This window comes from Methylocaldum sp. (genome assembly GCF_035627495.1).
Classification (GTDB): domain Bacteria; phylum Pseudomonadota; class Gammaproteobacteria; order Methylococcales; family Methylococcaceae; genus Methylocaldum.
The window spans coordinates 17,579-43,500 of sequence record NZ_DASPLO010000151.1 but is presented as its reverse complement, the minus strand read 5'-3'; the positions used below and the strand labels follow the sequence as shown (position 1 = coordinate 43,500).

22 protein-coding genes and 1 tRNA gene are annotated in these 25,922 nt (G+C 58.6%); 10 read left to right on the top strand and 13 right to left on the bottom strand.

Going from position 1 to position 25,922, the window contains the following annotated elements:
* A complete protein-coding gene (locus VEB01_RS12735; protein ID WP_324875995.1) occupies positions 1 to 654 on the top strand; it encodes a hypothetical protein in 654 nt (217 codons plus the stop codon).
* On the opposite strand, the gene VEB01_RS12730 is transcribed toward VEB01_RS12735, so the two are convergent.
* From VEB01_RS12730 to VEB01_RS12685, 10 genes are all read right to left on the bottom strand, one after another.
* A complete protein-coding gene (locus tag VEB01_RS12730) occupies positions 638 to 1,663 on the bottom strand; it encodes a tryptophan 7-halogenase (RefSeq protein WP_324875993.1) in 1,026 nt (341 codons plus the stop codon). The genes VEB01_RS12735 and VEB01_RS12730 overlap by 17 nt on opposite strands.
* A 140-nt stretch (positions 1,664 to 1,803) precedes the next feature.
* Positions 1,804 to 2,220, bottom strand: coding sequence for a hypothetical protein (locus tag VEB01_RS12725; RefSeq protein ID WP_324875991.1), 417 nt, complete (start codon positions 2,218 to 2,220; stop codon positions 1,804 to 1,806).
* Positions 2,221 to 2,222: 2 nt separating this feature from the next.
* Positions 2,223 to 4,556 (bottom strand): LodA/GoxA family CTQ-dependent oxidase, encoded by a 2,334-nt coding sequence (locus tag VEB01_RS12720; protein ID WP_324875989.1) that lies wholly within the window; start codon positions 4,554 to 4,556, stop codon positions 2,223 to 2,225.
* A 17-nt stretch (positions 4,557 to 4,573) separates the two neighbouring features.
* Positions 4,574 to 6,688, bottom strand: a complete 2,115-nt coding sequence (locus tag VEB01_RS12715) for a tyrosinase family protein (RefSeq protein ID WP_324875987.1) — start codon at positions 6,686 to 6,688, stop codon at positions 4,574 to 4,576.
* A gap of 92 nt (positions 6,689 to 6,780) precedes the next feature.
* Positions 6,781 to 8,880: a multicopper oxidase family protein gene (locus VEB01_RS12710; protein ID WP_324875985.1), complete on the bottom strand. Its 2,100-nt coding sequence runs from the start codon at positions 8,878 to 8,880 to the stop codon at positions 6,781 to 6,783.
* 480 nt (positions 8,881 to 9,360) lie between these two features.
* Positions 9,361 to 11,226: a bifunctional isocitrate dehydrogenase kinase/phosphatase gene (gene aceK / locus VEB01_RS12705; RefSeq protein WP_324875983.1), complete on the bottom strand. Its 1,866-nt coding sequence runs from the start codon at positions 11,224 to 11,226 to the stop codon at positions 9,361 to 9,363.
* Between the two features lie 70 nt (positions 11,227 to 11,296).
* Positions 11,297 to 12,628 (bottom strand): isocitrate lyase, encoded by a 1,332-nt coding sequence (gene aceA / locus VEB01_RS12700; RefSeq protein WP_324875981.1) that lies wholly within the window; start codon positions 12,626 to 12,628, stop codon positions 11,297 to 11,299.
* Between the two features lie 160 nt (positions 12,629 to 12,788).
* Positions 12,789 to 13,172 (bottom strand): hypothetical protein, encoded by a 384-nt coding sequence (locus VEB01_RS12695; RefSeq protein WP_324875979.1) that lies wholly within the window; start codon positions 13,170 to 13,172, stop codon positions 12,789 to 12,791.
* A gap of 609 nt (positions 13,173 to 13,781) precedes the next feature.
* The gene (locus VEB01_RS12690; RefSeq protein ID WP_324875977.1) at positions 13,782 to 14,576 is read right to left on the bottom strand and encodes a hypothetical protein; all 795 of its coding nucleotides are present in this window, start codon (positions 14,574 to 14,576) and stop codon (positions 13,782 to 13,784) included.
* 143 nt (positions 14,577 to 14,719) lie between these two features.
* A tRNA-Leu gene (locus VEB01_RS12685) sits at positions 14,720 to 14,806 on the bottom strand.
* A gap of 82 nt (positions 14,807 to 14,888) precedes the next feature.
* Here VEB01_RS12685 and queA point away from each other — a divergent pair.
* Genes queA through VEB01_RS12665 form a run of 4 tightly spaced genes read left to right on the top strand, consistent with a single transcriptional unit; the run spans position 14,889 to position 17,757 of the window.
* On the top strand, positions 14,889 to 15,923 hold the full coding sequence (gene queA / locus VEB01_RS12680; RefSeq protein WP_324875975.1) for a tRNA preQ1(34) S-adenosylmethionine ribosyltransferase-isomerase QueA: 1,035 nt from the start codon (positions 14,889 to 14,891) through the stop codon (positions 15,921 to 15,923).
* Positions 15,924 to 15,960: 37 nt separating this feature from the next.
* Positions 15,961 to 17,067 carry a lysylphosphatidylglycerol synthase transmembrane domain-containing protein gene (locus VEB01_RS12675; protein WP_324875973.1) on the top strand — a complete coding sequence of 369 codons (1,107 nt, stop codon included), beginning with the start codon at positions 15,961 to 15,963 and terminating at the stop codon, positions 17,065 to 17,067.
* Positions 17,068 to 17,075: 8 nt separating this feature from the next.
* The gene (locus VEB01_RS12670) at positions 17,076 to 17,498 is read left to right on the top strand and encodes an HIT domain-containing protein (RefSeq protein WP_324875972.1); all 423 of its coding nucleotides are present in this window, start codon (positions 17,076 to 17,078) and stop codon (positions 17,496 to 17,498) included.
* A 4-nt stretch (positions 17,499 to 17,502) separates the two neighbouring features.
* Positions 17,503 to 17,757 carry a YkgJ family cysteine cluster protein gene (locus VEB01_RS12665; protein WP_324875970.1) on the top strand — a complete coding sequence of 85 codons (255 nt, stop codon included), beginning with the start codon at positions 17,503 to 17,505 and terminating at the stop codon, positions 17,755 to 17,757.
* Between the two features lie 75 nt (positions 17,758 to 17,832).
* Here the strand turns inward: VEB01_RS12665 and VEB01_RS12660 are convergent, their stop codons facing one another.
* Together VEB01_RS12660 and VEB01_RS12655 are read right to left on the bottom strand one after the other, a co-directional pair.
* Positions 17,833 to 18,702: an ATP-binding protein gene (locus VEB01_RS12660; RefSeq protein ID WP_324875968.1), complete on the bottom strand. Its 870-nt coding sequence runs from the start codon at positions 18,700 to 18,702 to the stop codon at positions 17,833 to 17,835.
* A gap of 15 nt (positions 18,703 to 18,717) precedes the next feature.
* On the bottom strand, positions 18,718 to 20,469 hold the full coding sequence (locus VEB01_RS12655; RefSeq protein ID WP_324875966.1) for a DEAD/DEAH box helicase: 1,752 nt from the start codon (positions 20,467 to 20,469) through the stop codon (positions 18,718 to 18,720).
* Positions 20,470 to 20,562: 93 nt separating this feature from the next.
* Between VEB01_RS12655 and VEB01_RS12650 the strand changes: the two genes are divergently transcribed.
* The gene (locus VEB01_RS12650) at positions 20,563 to 21,210 is read left to right on the top strand and encodes a glutathione S-transferase family protein (RefSeq protein ID WP_324875964.1); all 648 of its coding nucleotides are present in this window, start codon (positions 20,563 to 20,565) and stop codon (positions 21,208 to 21,210) included.
* An 83-nt stretch (positions 21,211 to 21,293) separates the two neighbouring features.
* Here the strand turns inward: VEB01_RS12650 and ettA are convergent, their stop codons facing one another.
* Positions 21,294 to 22,961: an energy-dependent translational throttle protein EttA gene (gene ettA / locus VEB01_RS12645; RefSeq protein ID WP_324875962.1), complete on the bottom strand. Its 1,668-nt coding sequence runs from the start codon at positions 22,959 to 22,961 to the stop codon at positions 21,294 to 21,296.
* 93 nt (positions 22,962 to 23,054) lie between these two features.
* Here ettA and VEB01_RS12640 point away from each other — a divergent pair, with 93 nt between their 5' ends.
* The 4 genes from VEB01_RS12640 to infA are packed head-to-tail and all read left to right on the top strand — an operon-like array spanning position 23,055 to position 25,922.
* The gene (locus tag VEB01_RS12640; RefSeq protein WP_324875960.1) at positions 23,055 to 24,245 is read left to right on the top strand and encodes a GNAT family N-acetyltransferase; all 1,191 of its coding nucleotides are present in this window, start codon (positions 23,055 to 23,057) and stop codon (positions 24,243 to 24,245) included.
* Entirely contained in the window at positions 24,220 to 24,924 is a 705-nt protein-coding gene (aat, locus tag VEB01_RS12635) for a leucyl/phenylalanyl-tRNA--protein transferase (protein ID WP_324875958.1), read from the top strand. Before VEB01_RS12640 ends, aat begins: the two co-directional genes overlap by 26 nt.
* A complete protein-coding gene (locus VEB01_RS12630; RefSeq protein WP_324875957.1) occupies positions 24,921 to 25,646 on the top strand; it encodes an arginyltransferase in 726 nt (241 codons plus the stop codon). Before aat ends, VEB01_RS12630 begins: the two co-directional genes overlap by 4 nt.
* 57 nt (positions 25,647 to 25,703) lie before the next feature.
* Positions 25,704 to 25,922, top strand: coding sequence for a translation initiation factor IF-1 (gene infA, locus VEB01_RS12625; protein ID WP_174648687.1), 219 nt, complete (start codon positions 25,704 to 25,706; stop codon positions 25,920 to 25,922).

Genomic DNA, 25,922 nt, shown 5'->3' with positions numbered 1-25,922 from the left:
ATGCGCCTGAACGCCTTACAGAAGCTGCTGGAACGTATCTATCGCATCGAGGTGGATCTCGATGTGGAGGATTTTCTGATTACCGATCCGGAACTCGCGCGGCAGTTGGACACTAGCGTCAATCCCCGCGAGAGCCAGGAAAAGCTGCTGGTCTCGCAAGAGGACGATCATCTCGATCTCGCGCTTTTCCTGGATGCCTCCGTGTTGGCCCACCTGTCCGATGATAATCCGCTGGAGAGCCTTCATTCCGAGAATTTCATCGATTTCCTTTTGGCTGTGGAAGGGGTTAGCCATTTTCTTTATCTCATTTGGAATGCCGGTGTCGACCGCGGCATTACGCTGATGGAGTTGGAGATGCAGGCTGAGGTGGATAAATTCGTGACCGCCGCTTCGCTATGGAACCGCCAGGGCAAGAGCCTCATTCCCTCAAAACTTCGATACTGCTTGTTCGATGCGCCGGCCTATGATGCGGCATTGGATCAAGTCCAGCGGCAACGCTACGAAGATGCCAACCATTACGCCGGCAAGTATTGCCTTCGGTTGGAAACCCGTTATCTGAAGAAGGAGCGGGCAGGTGAGATGATGGAAGAGCTTCGCCGGTTTTATCGGCTTACGCAGGGCGAAAAGATTCGGCTAATCAACTCGGCGGCCTGACGTGTGATCGCACAGTTTCTCGCAAGTCTTTGAGTGCCGCAGATTGATTCCGAAAATCAGACCCGTTATGGCGCCGATGCCAAAAAGGGGAATCGGGCCAGCGCTGTTCCTGGCGGTAGTAGTCGCGCAAAGTTTCCCGATAGGAGGCAAACTCCCGCTTCATGAGGGCTCTGTATCGAGCGAAGCCACGATCGTCCGAGCGCAGCAGCCAGTCGGCGATCGCATAAGAAGCAAAAATGGAGGATCGGAGCGCCTTGATGATGCCTTGCGATGAGAGCGGGTCGAAGCTGGAGACCGCATCGCCTACGGCAATCAGCCCGGGATGGACGTTGCCTTCCAGATAACGGGAACCCGCCGGCCAAAGCCTAGGCGGGGCGAGAGGCCGGCCTGCGCCGATGATGGTTCGAACATGTCTTGTTTTGCCGAGGCATTCCATCCAGGCATCCAACCGGGGCGCGCCCAGACGGCGGGCAAGGTCGGCATCGGTCATCAAGACCGCGACCCTGCGCCCTCCGGGAGTGGCTGCGGTATACCACCAACCGTCGCGAAATGACTCGATCAGCGCCGCATCGGCGCCCGGCAAACCCGGGCTCTCCGATTCTTCAAAAAAGACCGTGGCGGCGACCAATCGGTCGCAGTTGATCGGTTTCAGGCCTCCCAACCGCGACAGCAGTGCGGCACGGCCGGTAGCATCGACAACACAGCGCGCCGTGCGGGTTCCGGCTTCGCCGCAATCGATAGTCCATCTGTCGCCGTCAAATCTGATCGAGCCGACCTTGGCAGCCAGAGGTATGGCGCCGCGATTTTCGGCTTCCGCTGCCAGCATGCGGTCGAATCGGGCTCGATCGAGCCGCCAGCCGATGTTGTGGACATCCAGGAAAAACTCGTTGCTGATGAGTTCGGGCCCGCCCCAGGCACTCGCGGTGCGAAAGGATGGGCAATGGGAGTCCCGCGCGAAGCCCGCCCCCAATCCAAGATGATCGAGAAAACGCTTGATCAGCGGCGGCACGGATTCACCGATGCGGAACGAGTCGGCTCGTCCCGCATCGGCAAGACAGACGCGCAGCCCTGGCGCGACGTCGCTGAGCGAAATCGCCGTCGCGGCCCCCGCGGGACCCGCGCCGGCGATGAAGACATCGAACGCGGAGCCTATTCGGCTTTGACGGCGTAAAATGAGGCCACCACTCCGGCCGGAGATACGGTACCCGGCGAACCGCCGGAATGCGGAATCGTGCGGATGACTGAGCCGACGATGGCCGGCCGCTGCTGGACACCGTTAGGCCAGTGGTTTACCAAATAGCCCTCGTAATCGTAAATCCATTGCTCGCCATTGACGATGCCGACGCCCTGAAAGCGGACCCGCATGGGCGTGCCGTATTCGCGAGAACCTTTCAGTTTCAACGACCAGCCCGGACCGCCGATGACTCCGGCGAGTATCTGCATGGCGTCTTCATCAATTTCGATCGTGCCGCGGCCGAATTCGAGGTCATTGAAGTCTTTGTTGACGTCCGGATCGTTCAATAAGCTGCGATAGGTCCATTTACCGACGAATGGGTTGTCGCTCATGGTTATTCTCCTTTGTTTTGTGATGATTTAGGGTTCGCGGTCGTGGCAACTTGTGGATTCGGGGCGACGATGTGCTCCGTTCCCGCGCGCTCCACGCTGTAATAGCGGTTGTCCGGCCCCGTGCTCGGGGTTCTTGCGCTATCCGCCGGCAGGTAAGGATTTCGAATGATGAAACCAAGCTTCCACCATTCGCTCACCATTTTGAGGTCGCCGGCATTGGTTTGCTGAATGCCTTGGCTCCAGGTAGTCCACTCCGTCTCCGGATTTCCTTGGTTGTCGAACCCGACCAGTTGATTCGATTGCAAGGGACGGTGGGCGGGCCACCACAGGGTGTCCCAGGTTTTCTCTTCGAGTTTCAGGCGCAGGTCGTTTTCGCTTTCGGGATTGATTTCATTCCAATCGGCGTAAGTGATGTTGTTGGGATTCGTGGTGCATTCGTTGAAATCGGCCTGCCAGGGAAGCGCCATGTACTTGGTCAAATCGCCGGGCTGGAGGCCGACGCTGAAATCGTTGTCCTGGCTCAGCGGGTTCTCGATAGCGAAAGTCAGACCATCGGTTTCGCTGCGGTGGACAGCGTTGGCCTGAGCGGCGGACTGGAGGAAATCGGACCAGCCGCGGTCGGCCTTGATGCGGTAAGGCTCCCAATAAATGGAGGGGTTGCGCATGATCCAGCCGAGCTCGCCCCCTGGGCAAAAGGCTCCCCCGAGCACATTGCCGAGCACGCCTCGGTCCAGTTCGTATCCCGTTTTGGGGGGTGTGGTCGGATAGGGCATGAAGACCGGGTAAGTGCTGGGATCGATCCAGCCCTCTTCCATTTCGTTGATGAAATACCCGTCCGCCCATTGCCTGAGGATGAAAAGCTGATAATCGGTGAGCCTCAGGAATTTCGACGGCGCTTCGTTGGTGAGCGGATTGTCACCGCACAGGAGAGGCATCAGCGGCAGGTTGTGTACCCGGCTGCCGATCTTATCTTCGAGCTTGAACTCGTTTTCCTCGCCGCTGCGCCGCAGCAGGTCGAATAGAAAAAGCCGCATGGGGCCATAGGGATCGTCGATCCAAAGACCGTCCTCATCCTTTCGCGGCGGGCGTTGCGTCTCGACGCGCGCCTCGCCCTGATTGGCATATCGCGCGGCATGCGAACTCTTGGCGACCGCCTCGCAATCGGATTTCTCCTTGAATCGTCTCGGCGTTTTCGAGAGCAGATAGGGGTTGAACGTTCCGCGCTGTTCCTGGTCGTGGGGGAAATTCGACTGGGCCAGGATGTCGCTGAGATACAGGAACTCGTTCGGTCGGAACAGAATCGGCCAGATGTCGCGATAGAACCAGGGCTTGTGTTTTTTGTTCCAGGTCAGCCGGCTCGCTTTCCATTGGCTGAGCGCCGCCCGGTCATGGATCGGCACCGTTTCAGGACAATCGAAGCTGTCGAGCCGCCCGTAAATGCCGGTGTCGGCGGCAAACTCGCGCAGGGACAAGTCGTACATCACCTCGTCCATGGTAATCATGTCGAGGATTTGCGGTACGAAGCGGGGATAGCCGACGACGACCCAGGCGGGATACTCGACATCGATGTAGCGCGTCTGTCCGACTTGTTCGGAATACATCGCGAGCCGGGCCATGACCGGACCATCGGAAACGTCGTCGTACCAACCGTCGTTATTGGCGTAATTGGCGATGTGCGGTTCGCCCGGACCGGATTTCTCGCTGCCGGAATTGCCGTGCCCGCCCAGCACCAGGAGCCGCCCGGCGTCGTCGGTCAGTATTTCGCCCAGGGTATGAATGTCATGCGGTTGCAGGCCGACCGGAGGAAAGGTGGCGGCGTACACGCCGTCTCCGGAACGGTCGAACCGGGCTTTGCGCCGGGTTGTCGTGTCGACGCTGCGGGGGCCCGGATCGATGATCAGGCGGTCGCGGTTCGCAACGGCGGCGTTCCGGCGCGGATGGCCGTTGCCATAGCCGTGTTCTCCGGAGCGTTGCTTGAATTCGTACCAGGAGGCTTTCTTGTTGGCGAGGTAGACCCGCCACTGGATGTCGATCAGCTTGCCGCGATTGCCGCCGCCTTCGACATCATCGCCGAGTTTCAACGGCCGGCCTTCCGGGCTGTCGTCGTCGTAGACATAGACCTGGAAGCGGGCAGCCTGCCGTTTGATGCGGCCGTCCTTATCCTTGAAGGTCTCGACCAGCACCGGGCCGGACCCGTCCGGGGCGAGAATGGGATTGCCTGACGCGTCGCATTCCTGGGGCAGAGCCGCCGGCATTTCGGGAGCGATATAGAACTCGGACTCGCTGTTGCCGAGGCGCGCGATGCCGATACCGGGATGTATTTTGTAAGTCGCCATGATGTTATCTCCCGCGGTCAGTCGAGGAAATTCAGGGATACCCCTTCAAGCTTGAGGAGATCGATCTCTTCCTCGTAATCGGCGCCGATGACAACCAGCGTGATTTGCAGCTCCTGGGAGGTTTCGAGCAGTTTTCTCGCACAGTCCGTCACATCGATGCGGTGGTTGCGCGGCGTATTGTGGCTACGGGTTCTGTGGTCGTAGTCGCGTGCCCGTACGGGCGGCACGTCGCAATGGCCGGGACCGCCGTAACAGGCGCCGTGGCCGAAGATCGCGAGATAGCCCGCGAAATGCGGATTGCCGTGAAACTCCGTTCGGGCATCCGCGCCGGGCTGGTTGAGAAAAACGCGGACAAAGCAGGACCGCACCAATTGCGGTACCCAATGCAGCCGGATTTCCGCCTTGCGAAAGCCCTTGGTCCGCTCCGGAACCGGGATGGGCCGGGAGAGGAAGCGTCCCACCGGCGCGTCCAGCCCGACCGGGATGAAATGAGAGCCGCGGACATATTCGTAACCGAAACGGGCCACGTCCAGGGTGTCCCGCTGGGTGTAGTTCCAGGGCGAAAGAATCGCGTCGAGTTCGACCGGCGTCGCGTTCGGGTTGAGCTTCTGCCACTCCCACCAGAGGCGGTCGACGTTGACATGGATCGGCCAAAACACCGGGTCGTAGGACGCGGTGAGATTGCTGAACATGTCGCCGAGCGGCGGCTGTTCGTACATGTCGGTGCGGGAGTGGAAGCGGCGGCCGCCGGCCCGCACCATCAGGTTGCGGCGTTCGCCGAGCCGGTTCGCGGAAGTCGCCGCCTGGGTGGTCGCCACCGGTTGGGTGTCCTCATACGAACCCCCGCCATCGCCATATGGATTCTGGCCGCCGGTCCAGATGTGCAGGGTGTTGTGCGGATTCTGGTCCAGGAATCCGAAGGCCGCGTCGTAGATGCTGCCGCCACCGAAGTCGCGGAAGTTGTTGAGGCTCATGATCTGCCTGATGTCTTCGGCGGACGGGTAGTGGTAATGAATCACCTGGTTGATGGTTCCGCCCCCCTTGTACTCGGCCGGGTAGCGCAAGGGATACCAGAGGGGGTTCGACGCCAGGAGCGCGTCGATCATGCGCTGTCGATTGCGATCGTCCGGCCGCGGGGTGACGCCGGTATAACCGATGACGTTGTACACGTAGCGGAAAAACTTGCCTTGAGAGGTAAAGGAGCGCCGCTCGTCCGCCAGGGCGAGAAAAGCCGCCTTTTGCGCCTGGGTCGGCGCCGGATGGAGTCCGCCGATCAGTTTCTCGGCGGCTTTCGCGGTTAGGAAAGCCTGAAACGATTTCGGGATAATCCACCCCTTGTCCGCCTCTTCGGGACGGTATTGCGGCATGGTCCAGTCCCAATAGGGCAGCATGATATCGGGATCGAAATCCTGAAGATTCTGCTCGAACTCATAGAGATAGGCGCGGTGCCAGGGCAGGAAGCGTTCCCAGCCGTGCTGGCAATGGTTTTGGTGGATCAGCGCCTGGTTGTTGTAGCTGCGGCGATCTTCGGGCCAGTCGTTCAGATCGTAGATTTGCCGGAAGGCTCGCCGCAGCCGGTCGAGTTCGGCTTCGCTCATGCAATCGAGATTGGCGCGCTGTCTCAGTTCGCCGGGTCGTATGGGGCGTCGTGCCCCGTCCGGGGCCAGTCCGAATTCTGCGATCTCCCGCGCGGAAATATGCACCACGCCGCCGACTTCGAGCTTCAGCGGCAAGACCTCGATAGCGTCCTCGTGGTCGTCCTCCGGACAGCCATCGTCGATCCAGTCGGCAATGAATTCGATGTCCGCCGCCAATACCGGGCTGCCGCCCCAGGGCAGGCGCGGGAACCGCCCGCCGTCGAAAGGCGGCTCGCCTTTCAGGCCCCGAATCAGCCCGGAAGCCGCTCCCCGGCTGTAATGGCTGTTATCCCCGGCCGAATGCCCGCAGCAGGGCGCGGGCGTCTCCGGAGCGATCATCCGGATGCCGTGAAGATTCGCTGTTTTGAGATAGTCGACACCGCGATCCCAGAAGCGTCCGATTCCGCCATAGTCCGCGGGACTGTCCTGGGCCGCGGCGTTCAATATCTCCCGGACCCGCTGGTAGCGTGTGAGGTTGGTTTGCTTCGATGACATGTGGATTCTTGTTCGTGTTCGGGTAACGCGCTCGGCCCTGTTTCCAGGGCCGAGCAATCCGGAGGGCCGCGGCGGAAGCCGCGGCCTAGTCGTTAATGATGGCCGACGGTGGTTCCGCCCTGGCCGTTCGGAAGGTCGATGCTGACGTTCTGCATCATGCCCTGGTCCTCATGGTCGAGGATATGGCAGTGCAGCACGTATTCGCCGATATAGCGCTGGTAGCGGGTGCGTACCACCAAGGTGTAGAGCCCTTTGGGCGCCGCCTGCGGCGGGATCAGGCTTTTCACCCAGAGCGTATCCTTCCACACGCCTTTCAGGCCGGGATATTGAGGGTCCGCCGTCCCGCCGGCGTCATCGACCGCGCCCGGCACGCTGACATCCTTCCCGTTCGGGTCGAGGATCTTGACGATCTGGAAGGGATTCACATGGATGTGGAACGGATGGCTGACGAAGTGCGACTGCAAGGTCCATTCGTCGACGCCGCCCAGCGGCAGGCTGCGGTCGATCCGAGCGGGATCGTAGGGTTTGGGGGCGAAGCGCGGGCCTATGCCGTTGCTGACCTCGAATTTGACGTCGCTCGTCGAGGTGTCGATGAAGAAGGCCAGTTCCTGCTTTCCGGTCACCTCGTTGTCTTTGATATCCGGATGTGGCGTGAAGCTGGTGAGTTTCAGCCTGTCTTTAAGATCGGCCACGACCTTGGCGCGGATCGGAGCCGGCATGGATTTTTCGGCGGCGGCCACGAGCTCTTTCTTCATGTAGTCGTGAATGTTGGGGACCGGGGTTCCGGGAGCGGCCACGACCACGCCGAGCAGTTGCCGGCTCTCCGCCGTTTGGCCGACGCTTCCCGAAGCCGGGGCCGAGGTGTCGACTACGCAGTAACTGCCCGCTTCCGGAAACACCACCAGCGCGTCGCTGCGGTAGCCGGGCTGCAAGGTCGTTAGGGAGGTCTGCCACGCCGCCGCCCGGGTCAGGCCGTCGTCGGCGATGACATGGTAGGGAATGGGATCGCCCACGCAATTGTCCCCGATGTAGCGGTCGGCATCGGCGGCCTTCAGCGTATCGACGCTGGGCGCACCGGCCTTCAGCCGCCGGAATTCCAGGCTGATGGTGTCGCGGACGCCCGCATGAATCATCCGCCAGCGCTCGATCTCGCCGGCTTTCGTGAGGAAAGTCGGCAAAATCTTCCCGTTGATGCTGGTGTAGCGGCCGGACTGAGCCCAAGTGCCGGGACCGAAGAGTCCATTGCCGCCCGGATCGTTGTAAAACTCGATGCCGCCCGTGTCGTCGGGATCGCAAATCCAGGCGATCACGTTGCCGTTACTGTCCTTTTGAACCTTGATGGCGCCGTTCTTGTCGAGGCAGGCATATTGGATTTGCTGCAGCACCAGGATGCGTTCTGGCATGGCGCTGCCGTTGCGGCGCTTCAGCAGGGTGTCGATATCGCCGTGAGCCTTGTCGCTGGGAAGCCGGTCGCCGCGCACGATGAGGGCGCCGGCCATGCCGCTCGCTACCTGGAGGGCGGTCGAGCCATGCCGATGCGTGTGGTACCAAAAGGTGCCCGCCGGATGATCGGGCGGAATATTGTACTCGTATTGGAAGCTGACCCCGGGATTGATCGATAACAGCACATTGTCGCTATTGCCGGTCGGACTGACCCATAAGCCGTGTGAGTGAAGGTTCGTGCCGTTAAAGCAGTGGGGTTCGTTCACATCGCCTTTCCAATCCGTACAACTCGGATCGGCCGGCAGCTTGTTGTTGAGGGTGATTCGCACCGTATCGCCCGGCGAAACCTCGATGGTCGGCGAGGCGAAAGGCGTTTTCGGATCGGTGTCGGTGCCGGTATAGCTGCGCAGCCGCACTTTGTCGGCCCGCCCGGTCGCCGGGTTGTAGAGTGTACCGTCGGTGTAAACGATATTGAGATCGAGCTGCCTCTCGGTGCCAATCCCCGGCCCTGCTTTCGGCAATGCCATAAGTGTCGAGCGCGGTGCCGGTTCCTTCCGGAGTTCGAGCAGAGGAGGGTTTTCCACGATACGTTGTTGCGGCTCCGCCTGCGCCGGCTGTGCCACGGACAATACGGTGTGGGCTGCTATGACCGCCGGGATAGCGCCTCTCGACCATCTATCGTGCAATGGAGCTTGGGCTTGGATCCATTTCAAAAAATGGAGACCCTTTTTTCGATCTGTCTCGGACATTGGCATAATCCTCTTCTTGTTGTTTTTGTGAAATGACGATCGCTCACTTGCGTGAGGTTCCTCTCTTTCTCCACATGAGCGATCGGGTGTTATCTTGATACTTGGGCGTGGCAAAGCCACCCCGAGCATCAGGAGCTTGTCGATGCTACGAAAGCACTCGTTGCGATCCAGGCCAACTGCCGCGTTAAATTCTCGCCAATTTGATCGACACCGCAGGCTATTCAGCCGATGAAGGCAATAACGGGGGCACCCTTTTCGGGCGCGGGCGGCGCGGGTAGTAGTGGCCTACTCCCGGAATTTTTCGTGATCGATGTGCGGATGTGAAACACCCGACCAAGTTCGCAACTCAAGAAGTATAGTTTTCTTTAGCGGAAAAACAGGGTGAGTTCATTTTGGTATGGAAACCACGCTTTCCAACCAAGTCTGACGCTTGAGTTCGTCGAGCCGGACTCCGTCTTTGAGAGATGCCAGTTTCTCGCCTTATCGCGCCGCGTTCGGTCCGCTGCTCGGGTGTAACGCCGAAGCCACGAACCGCTTGCTCTCGGCATAGGGAAAGACGTCTTCGAAGCGGCTTTCGGCTATGCGTTTCTGTTTTTGTTTCCAGTAGTCCGCGTCCAAGAGATCGCTGTGTCGATCGAGAAAGGCGTTGCGTAGTCTGGAATCGGTCAGCAGGAAGGTGATGAACTCCTCGGGAAAAACATCGTGTGGGGCTACCCAATACCAGGGTTCCCCTTCCAGTTCGAGCTCGAGATAGGGCGGGGACGGTATCTTCCTGAAGTTGCACTCGGTCAGATAACAAAGCTCGTCATAGTCATAGAACACCACGCGGCCCTGTCCCGTGACCCCAAAGTTCTTCAGGAACATGTCGCCGGGAAAGATGTTGGCCGCCGCCAGCTCCTTGAGTGCCGCGCCGTAATCACCGATGATGCGTCCGAGCTCTCGGTCGTCGGCGGTCTGGACGTAAAGATCGAGGGGGGTCATGCGCCGCTCGATATAGACGTGCCTGAGGATGAGCTGCTCGCCCTCGATGCTCACGCTGGTCCCGGCTTCGGTCTGCAGCGTTTGCAGCAGCTTGGGCGCAAAGCGCTTCAGAGGAAAGGCGGCTTCGGTGTACTCCCAGAAGTCCGCCATCCTCCCGACTCGGTCATGCTGCTTGACGAGCTGATACTTATCCTTCACGGCTTGCCGTGTCATCTTTTTGGCGGGCGGAAAGCGATCCTTGATGACCTTGAACACATAGGGATAGGAAGGCAGGGTGAAAACGATCATGACCATTCCCTTGGCCCCGGGAGCGGCGACAAAGGCGTCGGTGGAGTGCCTGAGGTGATGCAGGAAGTCGCGATAAAACTCCGTCTTGCCCTGCTTCCAGAGTCCTATGGCGGTGTAAAGCTCCGCCTTGGTCTTGCAAGCCAGGAGCGGCAGCAGAAACTCCACCACCGCCGAGGGCACTTTCGTATCCACCATGAAATAGGCGCGGGTGAAGCTGAAGAGGGTGGCCACTTCCTCCCATCCGAGCAGCAGCGCATCGATATAAAGCCCGCCCCGCTCGTTGTTGAGAATGGGAACCGCGAAAGGCTGCTCGTTCGGCCCGTTGACGATCTTACCGATGATGTAGGCGGCCTTGTTTCGGAAGAATGGGGTGCTTAATACCGCAAGGTGAAAATTCTGTTGGCGCTCGGCAAGGTCGGGAAATTGCTGCCAGATGGCGCGCATCAGGTTGCGGATATCGTGGCGGCGGTGCGCGAAGGGCAGCCGAAAGCCGAAGCTACCCAGGATCTTCGCTATGACCTGATAGAACCCGTCCTGGCCCGGATAGTAAATGCGGTAGACCGGCGGTTCGGACTCCAGGTGCTCGGTCGAAAGGGCGTGGCGGACGAAGATGTTCTTGTTGTTGAAATACCACCTGTGGAAGAGCCGGCAAAAGACCGAGTTGTAAAAGGTCTCGGCCAGTTCCGGTTGTTTGTGCTCGTAAAGGAGGTGCACGTACTCGACCTTGATCCGCTGCCAAAGCGGTTCGTCGAGGGTGATAATTCCGAGCCCGTCCCGCAGGTCCGAGATCGTCTCGTCGACCCTGAGGTCGTAGTAGTAGATGCGCTCCCGGGCCGCCTCCTGCACCGCCCGCCAGTCCGCTGCTTCGAAGCGCTGCCGGGCACTGCCGGCGATCTTGCGAACATGGGCGTAATGGCGCTCGAAACCGCTCAAAATGAGCTGTGCGATAGCTTTGGGTTGTGGCTGATCGCTGATTCCCTTCGGGTGTATCGACGCCATGGCAATTCCGGACTCGTAGCAGTACGGGCCGTGTCGGTAGTCCAAGCCGGCCGGACCCACGCCTCGGGGGGTGTCCACCAGTTTAATGATCTTGCAGTCCATTGCGATCGACGGATCGGAATAGGCGGGCCGCCCGCCCTGTATGGTACTAACCCGCGGCAGTCTTGCGAGTCTCCTCCTGGAACTGGGCCTCTTCCGTGGAGCCGTGCAACGCCGTGATCGAGGATGTTCCACCCTGGATGACGGTTGTCACATCGTCGAAGTAGCCCGCCCCGACCTCCTGCTGGTGGGCAACGAATGTGTAGCCGCGGTCGGCGGCGGCGAATTCCGGCTCTTGAACTAGTTCCACGTAGGCCTTCATCCCTTCCGTCGCGTAGCGCTCCGCCAGGTCGAACATGTGGAACCACATGCTGTGGATACCGGCGAGCGTGATGAACTGGTAGACATAGCCCATGGCTCCCAATTCGCGCTGGAATCTGGCGATCGTCGCATCGTCCAGGTTCTTCTTCCAATTGAAGGACGGGCTGCAGTTGTAGGCCAGGAGCTTGTCCGGGTGCGCCTTCTTGACGCCCTCGGCGAACTTGCGCGCAAACCCGAGGTCGGGCTTGCTGGTCTCGCACCAGACCAGGTCGGCATAGGGCGCATAGGCGACCGCCCGGCTGATGGCCTGTTCCAAACCGCTGCGGGTGAGAAAGAAGCCTTCGGCGGTGCGCTCCCCCGTAACGAAGGGTCGGTCGCGCTCGTCCACGTCCGAGGTCAGGAGATTGGCCGCCTCCGCATCGGTGCGGGCGACCAGCACCGTCGGGACTCCCGTGACATCGGCCGCAAGCCGGGCGGCGATGAGCTTCTGTATGGCCTCCTGGGTCGGCACCAGTACCTTGCCGCCCATGTGGCCGCACTTCTTGACGGCGGCGAGCTGGTCCTCGAAGTGCACGCCGGCGGCGCCGGCTTCGATCATGCTCTTCATCAGCTCGAAAGCATTCAGCACGCCACCGAATCCGGCCTCGGCGTCCGCGACGATGGGCAGGAAGTAGTCGATGAATCCTTCATCGCCGGGCCCGATGCCGCGAGACCACTGGATCTCGTCGGCGCGCTTGAAGGCATTGTTGATGCGGCGGAGGAGCGCGGGTACCGAGTTATAGGCGTAGAGCGACTGGTCCGGATACATTGTTTCCGAGGTGTTGTTATCCGCCGCCACCTGCCAGCCGGAGAGATAAATCGCCTCAAGGCCGGCCTTGGCCTGCTGGACCGCCTGTCCCCCGGTGAGCGCCCCCAGGCAATTGACATATCCCTTGTTGGCGCCTCCGTTCAGAAGCTTCCAGAGCCTCTCGGCACCTCGACGGGCTAAGGTGTGCTCCGGCTGCACGGAGCCCTGCAGCCGGACTACGTCCTTGGCCGCGTAGCCGCGCTGCACGTTCTTCCAGCGCGGATTTTCCGCCCACTCTTGCTCGGTTTTCGCTATTCGTGCATCTCTCTTCATCTTCTTCCTTCCTTGTCTAATGACATCTACTGACGTTCGTTCACAAACGGTTGCGTTCTATCTCAAGGGAACTGCTCGTAAGCCGGTATGGCCAGGAACTCCACGAACCGGTCGTTCTCGACGATGGTTTGCAAGAGCACTACGGCGCGCGCCACATGTCTCAGGTAGGTGAGTGGGCATCCTCGAAGTCGGCCATGTAGATTTTGGCGCCGCTGTTGAGGGCGTTGATGACCATCTTACGGTCTGATGCAGGCCCCGTGATCTCGATTCGCTTGTCGAGGAGGTTTGCGGGAATGCCGGCGATGCGCCAGTCGGATTCCCTGATGTCACGCGTCTCCGCTAGGAAATCCGGCAATTCCCCGTGATCCAGCCGCCCCTGCCGCTCAACCCGCGCTTGCGGCAACTCCGAAACCCGCCCGCCGAAATACGCATGCAGGCTTGCCAGAAAGATGCACGCGTTGGGTGACAGGATGAACTCGTAACCTTGAAAGGATCGGGTGATCTCAATCTCGTACGTCCACTCCGGTGCAGAGCCGACAGCCATGTGATGCCTTCCGTTTAGCGCTCGGGCTTTTCCATTTCGTGCTTCGTGCCAGAAAAACTTGTATTTAGCAGAACAGCCGACCAGCGCCGGTCTCTTCCTGCCGTAACGTTGCTCGAGGCATTCAGTATCAGTATCCGGTATGTTGTGCCCATGGCATCCGGATGAAATCCCTTTCAGTCAAAAACCTTGCCTCCAGTCTGATTATTACTATTAGAGTTAATCGCCAGCTTAAGTTCTCCCGATAATCCCCGGCAACATACATTACGCGAAGACGATGGGCTACTTGGCACCGTCCGGGCAACTGCAAACGGAAAGCAGAATCGCGGCAAGCTGACCGGCGCCCTGTTACCATCGGGCGGCACCTGGACGTCTCATGATTTGCGCCGCACGTGTACCACACTGATGGTGGCCCGTCTTTGTACCTACCATCTTGAGCAAGACCGCATCAAACGGATCTACAACCGATCCAAGCAGCAGGCGGAGGCTTGGCGGCGCTAGGCGAGCGGCTTGAACCGCTAACTCGCGAGGATGCCGAGAATGTCATCGTCGGCAATTTTAGGAAAGCGGCATCCGAGTAGCCGATTTTGGTTTCTCACTTGATCAACTGTTTCACCCTACCCCAAGTATCCAGCCCTCCACCCCAGCTATGGCACGTTCCTGAGGTGTCAGGACGGGTTCGAGCAAACCTTGCAGGCGGCCATCGTGATCGGCCTGTCTTAGCCACGCGGCGATGGTGTAAGCGTCGTGCTGATCGGGGGTACGGTCCTCCATGGGGTAAGCGCGATTCCACAATGAGGGGTATACCTCGGCAATAGCCGACTTGCCGGGAGCAACGGCCCAACCGTCAAAGGGCCAGAAATGCACCCGCTCGCCCAGTTGCCGGCGCAGATAGCGGAGCCAAGGGATACCGGAGTGGGTGGATTTGGCGACCGAACCTTGCACGTCGAAGTGAAACACCGACTTCGCCCTCGCGCACTTTTCGCACAAGCGTCGCCAGCGCGAGTTGCCGGTGCGGGCTGCGCCATTGCCGCGGAGGCCATAACGGACGAAATCGACATAGGTATGGTCCTCGTCGGTAGGCCAATGCTGCTGGAAGTCTTCAAGGAAAGCCGTCCAATCGGGCGGTAGGTGATGAACCTCGAAATAGCGGAGTGGGAAGGAAAAACTGTGGTCAATGCCGACCAGTGTCGGCAGGTCTTCGGACAGACGCTCGACTAGCCATTCGGCGATGCCGCGTCGGGTCCAGTATTTACGCGAGCTGGGCGGTGGCAGAACTTCCACGGGCGATGCGGTCCGCTCCGCCAGATAAACGCGCAGCCCCTTCAGGCTGGAAGTCGGAGTTTCCGCACCGGAGTAGTCGATGCCTATATAGCGCGCGAAGGCGGAAGTGATGCTTTTGATCAACCGCTCCAGGCCTCAGGTTATTGCCGGCAAAGTCAAGACAGCTTGAGGCTGACCGTAGGGCGTCACGGGACGATAAAAAAACCCGCCAAGCCAGTAAGCTTGCGGGTTTTCTGGACTTCCTCGGAAACAGTCGGAAGTCGAAATGGTGCCGAGGGTCGGAATCGAACCGACACTGGGTTTCCCCAACCAGATTTTGAGTCTGGCGCGTCTACCAGTTTCGCCACCCCGGCGTGAAAGCAACCGAATTATAAAGAAAACTGTTTTGAAAAACCAGATACTGCACTCTTATCCGCCGATTGATACCATCTCAGGATGCGCAAAAGTGATTTCTTTTTTGAACTTCCCGAAGATCTGATCGCCCAACATCCTTTATTAGAGCGGAGCGCCAGTCGGTTGCTGTGTTTGGATGGAACGACCGGAGAAATTGACGATCGTATGTTTATCGAACTGCCCGATCTGGTCCATCCGGGCGATCTTCTGGTCTTTAACGACACGAAAGTAATGCCTGCGCGTCTGTTCGGGCATAAAGCATCCGGGGGCAGGGTGGAGATCTTGATCGAACGGGTGCTCGATTCGAGTACGGGCTTGGCTCATGTACGCGCGAGCAAGGTTCCGAAAGCGGGATCTGAAATCCTTCTGGACGGTGGTTTTCGGTGCTTGGTTCAAGGACGGCAAGACGATTTGTTTCTGCTGACGGTTCTCGACGATCAAACCATCGATGAGGTTCTGAGCGCCGTTGGGCATATTCCTCTGCCGCCCTATATCGATCGTCCCGATTCTGTGTCCGACTGGGAGCGTTATCAAACGGTATTTGCGAAGCAATCCGGCGCCGTGGCGGCACCCACGGCCGGGCTGCATTTCGATGAAGCGATGTTCGAGCGTTTGGCGACAAAGGGCGTCGAGCGGGCTTTCGTGACGCTGCATGTGGGCAGCGGCACATTTCAGCCCTTGCGGGTGGATGAGTTGGATGAACACAAGATGCATTCGGAGCGCTGCGAGGTCGATGCGAACGTAGTGGAAAAGATTAACGAAGTCCGGCAGCGCGGAGGGCGCGTAATTGCCGTTGGAACCACCGTGGTGAGGACGTTGGAGTCGGCGTCGGTTGGAGGCTTCCTGGCCCCTTACAAAGGCGAGACGAATTTGTTTATTCGTCCGGGCTTCCGCTTTCGCTGTGTCGATGCCATGGTTACCAACTTTCACCTTCCGGAATCCACTTTGTTGACCTTAGTGTGCGCCTTTGCCGGTTATTCAGAAGTTCTGGCGGCTTATCGGCATGCCGTGGAGCGCAAATACCGGTTTTTCAGTTACGGCGATGCAATGTTTGTCACGCGCAAGTCGCATTCATAACTGATAATACCGGATCATCACTTTCACGTGGATAGGAATGGCCGCGAAGACGTTCGACGTTCTTAAGCAGTTCAGTCCCGGTCGAATCCTATTACCGGTCGCTTTCGGGTTGGGCATCGTCGGCTATACGCTGTATGGCGAATTGGTCAAGAACGGCCTTCCGATCGACGAGGTGCTCGACCGCATCGCGTGGACTTCGCGTTCGATGTTCTGGATCGCTCTCGCCCTTCTCATGATGGTCCTGCGCGATTTCGGCTACATGTGGCAATTGCGGATCCTCACCGACCGCAAGCTGGAGTGGCGAGCTTGCTTCGAAATAATCCTGCTTTGGGATTTCTTCGCCGCGGTTTCGCCGTCCATGGTCGGCGGGGCGGCGGTGGCGGTATTCATGCTGGTCAAAGAACGGATCAGCATCGGTCGCAGTACCGCCATCGTATTTACCACGGTCTTTCTTGATCAGGTGTTCTATACCTCGCTTCCTTTCTTTGCGAGCCTGTTTGTTCCACAAGCCGATATTTTTGCGCCCTTGCACTACATCAGATCGGAACTGCTGGGAACCAGTATGATGGCCGGGTTTTGGGTGGCGTGGGGTGGGCTGGTCGTTTACTTGGTGCTGCTGATCGCGGCGCTGCTCGTGGCTCCGCATTGGATCAATTGGTGGTTGACCCGGCTGTTTATGCTGCCGATGCTCCGGCGCTGGCGCTCGCGAGGCTTGCACATGGTCAATGACTTGCTCACCGCCTCTCGCGATTTGCGGGATAGGAAATCAGTCTTCTGGTTTCAGGTCTGGCTGGCGACGTCGATTGCGTGGATCGGCCGATACCTGGTTTTGAACTGCGTCCTCGCGGCCTTTTCCCCAATGCCCATGAGCTTGGTCGACCATCTGCTCGCCATCGGTCGGCAAGCGGTCTTATGGATTATCATGGTTCTTTCGCCAACACCCGGCAGCGCCGGTATCGCCGAACTCGGTTTTTCCTGGTTGTTCGGGGATTTCGTTCCGGCAGGCGCGGCGCTGACCTTGGCCGTTCTGTGGCGGCTGATCAGCTATTACCCATATTTGATCATCGGCTTGCCGGTAATGACGCGTTGGGTCAAGCGCGTGTATGGCGCCGACGTCCGACATCCGCAGGTCCATATCGATTGAGCGTACGCATGTTCGAATTGCACCCTCGTTTGTCGCAGGATTGTATTCAGTTGGGCCGGTTCCCGCTGTGTCGGCTTTTGTTGATGAATGAGAGCCGCTATCCGTGGTTCATCCTCGTTCCGGAGCGGAATGATATCAGCGAGATTTATCAGTTGGGGGCCGGGGATCAAGTACGGCTCATGCAGGAATCGTCTTGTCTCTCCCGTACCCTGGCGGAGCTATTCGAGGCGGATAAAATGAATATCGCCGCTATCGGCAATCTGGTGCCCCAGCTTCATCTTCATCATGTGGTGCGCTATCGAGGTGACCCGGCTTGGCCCGGCCCGATCTGGGGCCGCTACGATCCACTGCCTTATGGCGAGTTTGCTTTGAACGAGATCAAGCAAAAGCTCAAGGTCGCGTCTTTACACGATTTTTTCTTTTTCGACTGAGGTTATGGAATGCCGGGCCGGATGCGGCGCCTGCTGCATCGCCATATCCATTTCCAGCCCCATTCCCGGCATGCCCGAGGGCAAGCCGGCCGGCGTTCGCTGTATCCATCTGACCGATGATTTCCGTTGCGCCATCTGGGGGCATCCTGAGCGGCCCGCCTGCTGTTCCGGTCTTCGGCCGGCACCCGAGATGTGCGGGGAAACCCGTGATTACGCGCTGACCTATTTACGGTGGCTGGAGAAGGCGACAAGCCCTTAGAGCTTCCCAGCCGTTGTTTCTGTTCTGGCGCGTTATTTTGGCTGCAAGTCCTTGCCATCCGCTGAAAGACTTGTCTCACATTTTAAGTTGCATACGTCCGCTCCAATCCTTCGCGAACTGCCAGGCGACCCGGCCGCTGCGGGAGCCGCGTTGGAGGGCGAAACGCAGGGCTTCGGCGCGTATGGTTTCCCAGTCGTCCGAGGGTGTTTGAAGCTTGTTCAGCCAGTACCGGACGATGTCCAGATATTGATCCTGGGTGAACGGATAAAAGGACAGCCACAAGCCGAATCGTTCCGACAGCGAGATCTTTTCCTCCACCGCTTCGTCCTGATGGATTTCGCCCTCGATATGGCGAGCCTGCAGGTTTTCCTCGTGGTACTCGGGTAGCAGGTGCCGCCGGTTCGAGGTGGCGTAGATCAACACATTCGCCGGCGGTGCGCTGAACGAGCCTTCCAGCGTGGACTTCAGGGCCTTGTAGCCGGCGTCGTCCGCTTCGAACGAAAGATCGTCGCTGAACAGAATGAACTTTTCCAGTCGCGGGTAGAGCAGATCCAGGATGTCCGGCAATTCGACCAAATGCTGTCGATCCACCTCGATGACCCGTAGCCCTTGGGCGGCATATTCGTTGAGAAGAGCTTTGATAAGCGATGATTTGCCCGTGCCCTTCGAGCCTGAGAGCAGGGCATTGTTGGCCGGCAATCCTTTGATGAATTGCCGGGTGTTGCGGTCGAGCTCGCGCTTCTGCCGATCGACGCATAAGATGTCGGCCAGCTCCAGCCGGTGAGGGCTTCGGATAGGCTGCAAGGGGCTCGGATGGCCGGCGCCGCGCCAACGGAAGGCGATGGCGCCGGCCCAGTCCGGTTCCGCCGGCGCGGAAGGCATCCGTCTTTCGAGCCGATCGAGCAGTTCGGACGCCCTGGCGACCAGTTGCACGAGTGTTTCCATAGGCGAATGGTCGATCTATGGCCGATCTTTTTTGGGTCGACCTTTTGCTGCGGGTTTGTCTTGTCCCGAGGCTTTTGGTTTTCCGAATTTGCGTTCGGCCGGTTTAGCCGCCTTTTTGGGTATTCTGCTCGGTTGCCTATCGCCGCTTTCGAGCAGTTGTAGGTTGAGGCGTTGGTTTCTTACCCAGGTTTTCTTCAGAAGCTTGAAGAAATCGTCCGGAAGATCGACCGGAAGCTCCACCGTGCTGTAGGTGTCGAATAGCTTGATCTGCCCGATCAGCCTGGCGGAGAGCCCTGTTTCGTTGGCGATGGCGCCGACGATGTCCTTGGGCTGCACTCCATGCTCCCGGCCCACGTCGATGCTATAGCGCTGTTTTGCTCCTTCCGGCCGCTTTTCCCAAGGGCGTTCGCGGTTCTGTTCCCGCGGCGCAGGCGGCGCCTGTTCTTCGGATGCCTCCAAAGGACGTTCGCGGTGCATGAGATAGGCGAGAGCGGCGGCGATGTCAGCGGCATCGCCGATTTCTTCGGCGACTAATTTGTCCACCAGCTCGCGGTAAAAGCCCACATCCTGGTCGTCCAGGGTCTGAACCAGTTGCGCCTTGAATTGCTCGATACGGCGATCGGCGATGTCCTGCAGGGTCGGCAGCCGCATTTGCTGTATGGGTTGCCGGGTGGTTTGCTCGATGGCGCGGAGCATCCGTCTTTCGCGCGGGGCGACGAACAGGATGGCTGTGCCTTTCCGCCCGGCTCGCCCGGTGCGCCCGATGCGGTGAATGTAGGCCTCGGTGTCGTAGGGAATATCGTAATTCACCACGTGCGTGATGCGCTCCACGTCCAGCCCGCGGGCGGCGACGTCGGTGGCCACCACGATGTCCAGGGCATTCTTCTTCAGGCGGTCGACAACTTTTTCGCGCAGAACCTGGCTCATGTCGCCGTTCAATGCGGCGGCTTCGTATCCACGCGCTTCCAGTTTCTCGGCCAGTTCCATTGTTTCGGTCTTGGTGCGGACGAAGATAAGCATGGCGTCGAAGTCTTCCGCATCGAGGATGCGGGTCAGGGCTTCCAGTTTTTGCACTCCGGAGACCAGCCAGTACTGTTGGCTGATAGCTTCGACGGTGGCGGTCTTGGCCTTGATCTTGATCTCCGCCGCATTGTTGAGATGCCGGTCGGCGATTTTGCGGATGACGGCAGGCATGGTGGCCGAAAAGAGGGCTATCTGACGCGTGGCCGGAATCTGTTCCAGGATCCATTCCACGTCCTCGATGAAGCCCATGCGCAGCATCTCGTCCGCTTCGTCGAGAACCAATGTGCTCAAATTATCCAGGGACAAGGTTCCGCGGCGGAGATGATCCATCACCCGGCCCGGCGTACCCACGATAATGTGGACGCCGCGAGCGAGTTGCCGCAGCTGCGTTCCCATACCCTGGCCGCCGTAAACGGGCAGGATATGAAAGCCTTCGAGATGGCGGGCGTAGGTTTGAAACGCCTCGGCGACTTGAATGGCCAGTTCGCGGGTGGGGGCGAGCACCAGGGCCTGCGGTATGCGCCGGGACAGGTCAATGCGGGTCAGAATCGGGATCGCGAAGGCCGCGGTCTTGCCGGTGCCGGTCTGGGCTTGTCCCAGCAAATCCCGCCCGTCCAATAAATGAGGAATGCTCTGGGCTTGAATGGGCGACGGGGCTTCGTAACCGATCTCCCGGAGCGCCTGCAAGATAGGCTGGGAAATGGCCAATTGTTCGAAAGATGTAACGGAATTGGATGATGTCATGTGTTAGATAAAGGTCGTTGGAAAGATGATTGGCGCAGGATGCCGTTTCTTTCTAAGATCGGCATTCCGGCTATTAAACTCGGGAGATTACTTATGATAAGGCTTTGCGGTTTTCCTATCAGTAATTACTACAACAAAGTCAAGTTAGTCCTTCTGGAAAAGGGCATTGAATTCGAGGAGCAGACGGTTGCTCCAGGCCAAACGGAAACGGTGCTGCAATTTTCGCCCGCGGGCAAAATTCCGTTTCTGCTAACCGATCATGGATCGCTTTCGGAATCGCAAGTCATCCTCGAATACTTGGAGGAGGCTTTTCCTCAAAATCCGCTTTATCCGGCGGAACCGTTCGAACGGGCCAAGTGCCGGGAGTTGATCCAACACTTCGAGCTCAACGTGGAGCTTATCGCCCGACGGCTGTACGGGGAGGCTTTCTTCGGCGGTTCGGTCTCCGACGAAACCAAAGCCGAGGTCAGGGAAAAAATCGGTTTGGGCATCGATGCGTTCAATCGCCTCGCAAAGTTTTCTCCCTATATTGCAGGCGACCGATTCACAGCGGCCGATTGTGCGCTGTGGCCCAGCTTCGGCTTATTATCATCGGCTACTCAACGGATTTACGGTGAGGATTTCTTGCAGAAAGTCACCGGTGCCACAGATTATATGAGCTTGATGGAATCCCGTCCGCACATTCAGAAAGTGGCGGCGGATCGAGCCGCCGCCATGTCAGCCTTCTTCGCAAAGAAATAATCGCGTTACCGCCCCCGAATTCGAGCTTGTGAGAAAACCGCCGCGAGGGTTCGAGTCCGCGCAGCAGGTTTATCCACAAGCTCTCAGCCCATCAAGGGTTTGAATCGGATCCGGTGCGGATTTTCCGCCTCGTCGCCCAGGCGACGCTTGCGATCGGTTTCGTAGTCCGCGTAGTTGCCTTCGAACCAGACTACCTTACTATCGCCCTCGAAGGCGAGCATATGGGTGGCGATGCGGTCGAGGAACCAGCGATCGTGCGAGATCACGACAGCACAGCCGGGGAACTCCAGCAGGGCTTCTTCAAGCGCCCGTAAGGTTTCCACATCCAGGTCGTTGGTCGGTTCGTCGAGCAATAGCACGTTTCCACCGGCTTTCAGCAGTTTGGCCAGATGGACGCGGTTGCGCTCGCCGCCCGACAGTTCGCCGATGCGTTTCTGCTGATCCGAGCCTTTGAAATTGAAGCGGCCCACGTAGGCGCGGGATGGCGTCTGATACTTGCCTACCGTGACCATGTCCAGGCCGTCGGAGATTTCCTCCCAAACGGTTTTCTTGTCGTTCATGGTGTCGCGGAACTGCTCGACGTAGGCGAGCTGAACCGTCGGGCCTACGCGGACGTTGCCGGAATCGGGTTGCTCAACGTCGGCCATCATGCGGAACAGGGTGGTCTTGCCGGCCCCGTTGGGTCCGATCACGCCCACGATGCCGCCCTGGGGCAATCGGAAGCTCAGGTCGTCGATGAGCAGTTGCTCGCCGAAACCCTTCGAGACGCCTTCAAACTCCACGACCAGTTCGCCCAGCCGCGGTCCCGGCGGAATATAGATCTCGCGGGTTTCGTTACGGGCCTGGTATTCGCTGGACGACAGTTCCTCGAACCGCTGCAAACGGGCCTTGCTCTTGGCCTGCCGGCCCTTGGGATTGGCCCGAACCCATTCCAGTTCTTCCTTCATGGCTTTTTGGCGGGCGGTTTCCTGCTTCTCCTCCATCTCCAGGCGTTTTTCCTTCTGTTCCAGCCAGGAGGAATAATTACCTTCCCACGGGATGCCATGGCCGCGGTCCAGCTCGAGTATCCAGCCGGCGACATTGTCGAGGAAATAGCGGTCGTGGGTGACGGCGATGACCGTGCCCTGAAAGTCGTGGAGGAAACGTTCGAGCCAAGCCACTGATTCGGCATCTAAGTGGTTAGTAGGCTCGTCGAGGAGCAGCATGTCGGGGTTCGACAGCAGCAAGCGGCACAGTGCGACACGGCGGCGCTCGCCTCCTGAGAGCTTGGTGACGTCCGCGTCCCAGTCCGGAAGGCGCAAGGCATCGGCGGCGATTTCCAGCTTGCGTTCGAGTTCCCACGCGCCGGCGGCATCGATTTTGTCCTGGAGTTCCGCTTGTTCGGCCAGTAATTTGTCGAAGTCGGCGTCGGGTTCGCCAAAGGCGTTGCTGACCTCGTTGAAGCGGTCGATCAGCGCTTTGATTTCGGCCACGCCTTCCTCGACGTTGCCCCGCACGGTCTTGGTCGGGTCGAGTTGAGGTTCCTGCGGCAAGAAGCCGATGTTGATTCCCGGTTGCGGACGGGCTTCGCCGTCATATTCTTTGTCCACGCCGGCCATGATGCGGAGGAGGGTGGACTTGCCCGAGCCGTTCAAGCCGAGCACGCCGATCTTCGCACCCGGAAAGAAGGACAGTGAGATGTCACGCAAAATCTCGCGTTTGGGCGACACGATTTTGCTCACCCGGTTCATCGTGAAAATGTATTGAGCCATTATGAGAGGGTTGTGTTGGCAGAAAGGCGTTATTATTTCATGGTTCGGCGAATCGATCACGGCATGCGACCTTTTGACTGTTGAGGATGCGAGATGGGAGCTCGAGACGAGACGCATACGGTAGGCTTAAGGCCCCTCATTATTCGTCATATCGGCGCAGTGGAGCCTGGTGCCTGGAATGCGCTGACTGACGGCGCCTATCCCTTTCTGCGGCATGAATTCTTGCTTGCATTGGAAGAGAACGGGTGCCTGGGCAAGCATGTCGGCTGGATTCCCTACCATTTGTTGGTCGAGGATGCGGAACACGGCCTGGTGGCGGCCCTGCCGATGTATCTCAAACTCAATTCGTTCGGCGAGTTCGTTTTCGATTGGACGTGGGCGGACGCCTACGAGCGGGCCGGCATGGACTATTACCCGAAGTTGGTGGTCGCCGCGCCGTTCACTCCGGCCACGGGGCCGCGCTTGCTGATCGCGCCCGAATGGTACTCGAACGGTTTGGCCGAGACCGTGGTCGAGCTGGCGATCGAAGCGGCACATGATGCGGGTGTTTCCTCGCTCCATTGGTTGTTCACACGGGACCGGGTGTTGCTCGATTCGCCGCGCGTGTTAAAAAGGCTCGGCTGCCAGTTTCACTGGGCAAATCGCGGCTATCGGGACTTTGAAGATTTTTTGTCGGGCTTTACCGCTAAGAGGCGTAAGGAAGTGAAGCGGGAGCGTCGGCAGGTTAGGGAGACCGGCGTGGAGCTTCGACGAATCCGGGGCGATCGCGTACAGCCAGAAATCTGGCGTACGGTGCATCAGCTTTACCGGTCCACGTTTGCCAAGCACGGCAATTACCCGGTATTAACCCTTGAGTTTTTCGAAGCGATCGCCGCAACGATAGGGGAGCAAATCCTTTTGGTTCTCGCCGAGCGTTGCGGACGTATCGTCGGCGCCGCATTTTTCCTCGTGGGTCGAGATGCGCTGTACGGCCGTTACTGGGGATGTACGGAGGATGTGCCTGCGCTTCATTTCGAGGCTTGCTACTATCAGGGAATCGAATATTGCATCGAGGCGGGTCTGCATCGCTTTGAGCCCGGTGCGCAGGGCGAACATAAGGTCAGCCGTGGTTTCTTGCCGACCGAGACCTGGTCCGCCCACTGGATGGCCAATGTGGAATTTCACGGCCTAATAGCAAACTTTCTAGAGCGGGAGAGCCGTTCCGTCCGAGCCTATATGTCGGAACTAAATGCACACTCGCCTTTCAAAATTTTCGACCATGCTGACCGTTCTGAATCCTTTTGATCGAAATGAGCCGTTTCCTCCCGTGGAAAATGCTCTGGACGAGCCCAACGGACTTTTGGCGGTGGGCGGCTGTCTGTCTGCGCATAGGCTGGTGAATGCTTACCGGAGCGGCATTTTCCCGTGGTTCGGCAAAGACGAGCCGATTCTCTGGTGGTCGCCGGATCCCCGGCTGATTTTACGTCCTGATGACATCAAGATTTCCCGGAGCCTCGGCAAGCGGCTCAAGCGCGGCGAATTTCGGTTCAGCTTCGACGTGTGCTTCAACCGGGTCGTGGATGCCTGTGCAGAGCCGCGGCACTATGCGAGTGGAACTTGGATAACGCAGGATATGAAGCGGGCTTATTCCAGTCTTTTTAAACTGGGTCTGGCCCATTCCTTCGAAGCGTGGCAGGGAGAGGAACTCGTGGGCGGTCTTTACGGAGTTTCGGTCGGGCGGGTGTTTTTCGGGGAATCCATGTTTCATTGTGTGACCGATGCTTCCAAGGCCGCTTTCGCCTTCGCGTGCAACCGCTTGAAGGATTGGAGATATGTGCTTATCGATTGCCAGGTCTATACCCGGCACCTGGCCAGTCTGGGGGCGGAAGAAATTCCGCGCTCGGAGTTCGTGAAGTTGTTGCAGACCCACTGCGAACAGCCGGCGGCGGGTGATGCCTGGAAAGCGGAGGGCGGGGCTCTATGAAATCGATACCGCTTTACGTCAGCTACGAGCATGATTGTGATTACCTGCCTGGGAGGCGGGCGCAGATGGTTTATGTCTCACCGCAGGAGGCGGTGGATGGCGGCATTTATTCTTGGCTTGCCACTAGGGGGTTCCGTCGGAGCGGTGACATGATTTACCGCCCGCACTGCCCGAATTGCTCCGCCTGTGTATCGGTCCGCATACCTGTGGCGCGGTTTCAGCCAAATCGCGGACAGCGTCGAATTCAGCAACGGAATGCCGATTTGAAGGTTGTTTTGAAACCGGCCCGATTCGAGGAGCCGCACTACCGACTCTTTATCCGTTATCTAAGGTCTCGGCATCCCGGCGGCCATATGGCCGAGTCCTCGGCGGAGGATTACCTTCGTTTTCTCGCGTGCGGTTGGGGGGAGACCGGTTTCTACGAGTTCAAGCGCGGGGATGAGTTGCTGGCTGTAGCGGTGACCGACTACTTGGCCGATGGTCTATCAGCGGTTTATACCTTCTTCAATCCCGATTTACCCGCGCGTAGCCTGGGCAGTTATGCCATTTTGTGGCAAGTGGACGAGGCCAGGCGGAGGGGATTGGATTGGGTGTATCTCGGATTTTGGATATCCGGCTGTCAAAAAATGAGTTATAAAAACTCGTTTCGCCCTTTGCAGGCGCTTGTCGGACAGGATTGGGTGCTGTTGGAAAAAGGCGAGAATATCGTGCTTGAAACTTAATATGATATTATTCGCGTTTTAACCGTCCACAGTTCACCCATTTCTTGAGAGAGGTTTATGTCGAAAGAAGATCACATCGAAATGGAAGGCAAAGTGATCGAAACTTTGCCTAATACCACTTTTCGCGTTCAATTAGATAACGGTCATGTTATTACGGCACATATTTCCGGAAAAATGCGTAAGCATTACATTCGCATTTTGACGGGCGACCGCGTAAAAGTGGAAATGACCCCGTATGATTTAAGCAAAGGTCGAATCACCTTTCGTCAACGCTAA

Excerpts from the sequence above, each read along its gene's own strand:
- VEB01_RS12735 (WP_324875995.1), top strand. The coding sequence starts at position 1 with ATGCGCCTGAACGCCTTACAGAAGCTGCTGGAACGTATCTATCGCATC.
- VEB01_RS12725 (WP_324875991.1), bottom strand. The coding sequence starts at position 2,220 with ATGAGCGACAACCCATTCGTCGGTAAATGGACCTATCGCAGCTTATTG.
- VEB01_RS12720 (WP_324875989.1), bottom strand. The coding sequence starts at position 4,556 with ATGGCGACTTACAAAATACATCCCGGTATCGGCATCGCGCGCCTCGGC.
- VEB01_RS12715 (WP_324875987.1), bottom strand. The coding sequence starts at position 6,688 with ATGTCATCGAAGCAAACCAACCTCACACGCTACCAGCGGGTCCGGGAG.
- VEB01_RS12710 (WP_324875985.1), bottom strand. The coding sequence starts at position 8,880 with ATGTCCGAGACAGATCGAAAAAAGGGTCTCCATTTTTTGAAATGGATC.
- aceA (WP_324875981.1), bottom strand. The coding sequence starts at position 12,628 with ATGAAGAGAGATGCACGAATAGCGAAAACCGAGCAAGAGTGGGCGGAA.
- VEB01_RS12695 (WP_324875979.1), bottom strand. The coding sequence starts at position 13,172 with ATGGCTGTCGGCTCTGCACCGGAGTGGACGTACGAGATTGAGATCACC.
- queA (WP_324875975.1), top strand. The coding sequence starts at position 14,889 with ATGCGCAAAAGTGATTTCTTTTTTGAACTTCCCGAAGATCTGATCGCC.
- VEB01_RS12675 (WP_324875973.1), top strand. The coding sequence starts at position 15,961 with ATGGCCGCGAAGACGTTCGACGTTCTTAAGCAGTTCAGTCCCGGTCGA.
- VEB01_RS12670 (WP_324875972.1), top strand. The coding sequence starts at position 17,076 with ATGTTCGAATTGCACCCTCGTTTGTCGCAGGATTGTATTCAGTTGGGC.
- VEB01_RS12665 (WP_324875970.1), top strand. The coding sequence starts at position 17,503 with ATGGAATGCCGGGCCGGATGCGGCGCCTGCTGCATCGCCATATCCATT.
- VEB01_RS12660 (WP_324875968.1), bottom strand. The coding sequence starts at position 18,702 with ATGGAAACACTCGTGCAACTGGTCGCCAGGGCGTCCGAACTGCTCGAT.
- VEB01_RS12655 (WP_324875966.1), bottom strand. The coding sequence starts at position 20,469 with ATGACATCATCCAATTCCGTTACATCTTTCGAACAATTGGCCATTTCC.
- VEB01_RS12650 (WP_324875964.1), top strand. The coding sequence starts at position 20,563 with ATGATAAGGCTTTGCGGTTTTCCTATCAGTAATTACTACAACAAAGTC.
- ettA (WP_324875962.1), bottom strand. The coding sequence starts at position 22,961 with ATGGCTCAATACATTTTCACGATGAACCGGGTGAGCAAAATCGTGTCG.
- VEB01_RS12640 (WP_324875960.1), top strand. The coding sequence starts at position 23,055 with ATGGGAGCTCGAGACGAGACGCATACGGTAGGCTTAAGGCCCCTCATT.
- aat (WP_324875958.1), top strand. The coding sequence starts at position 24,220 with ATGCTGACCGTTCTGAATCCTTTTGATCGAAATGAGCCGTTTCCTCCC.
- VEB01_RS12630 (WP_324875957.1), top strand. The coding sequence starts at position 24,921 with ATGAAATCGATACCGCTTTACGTCAGCTACGAGCATGATTGTGATTAC.
- infA (WP_174648687.1), top strand. The coding sequence starts at position 25,704 with ATGTCGAAAGAAGATCACATCGAAATGGAAGGCAAAGTGATCGAAACT.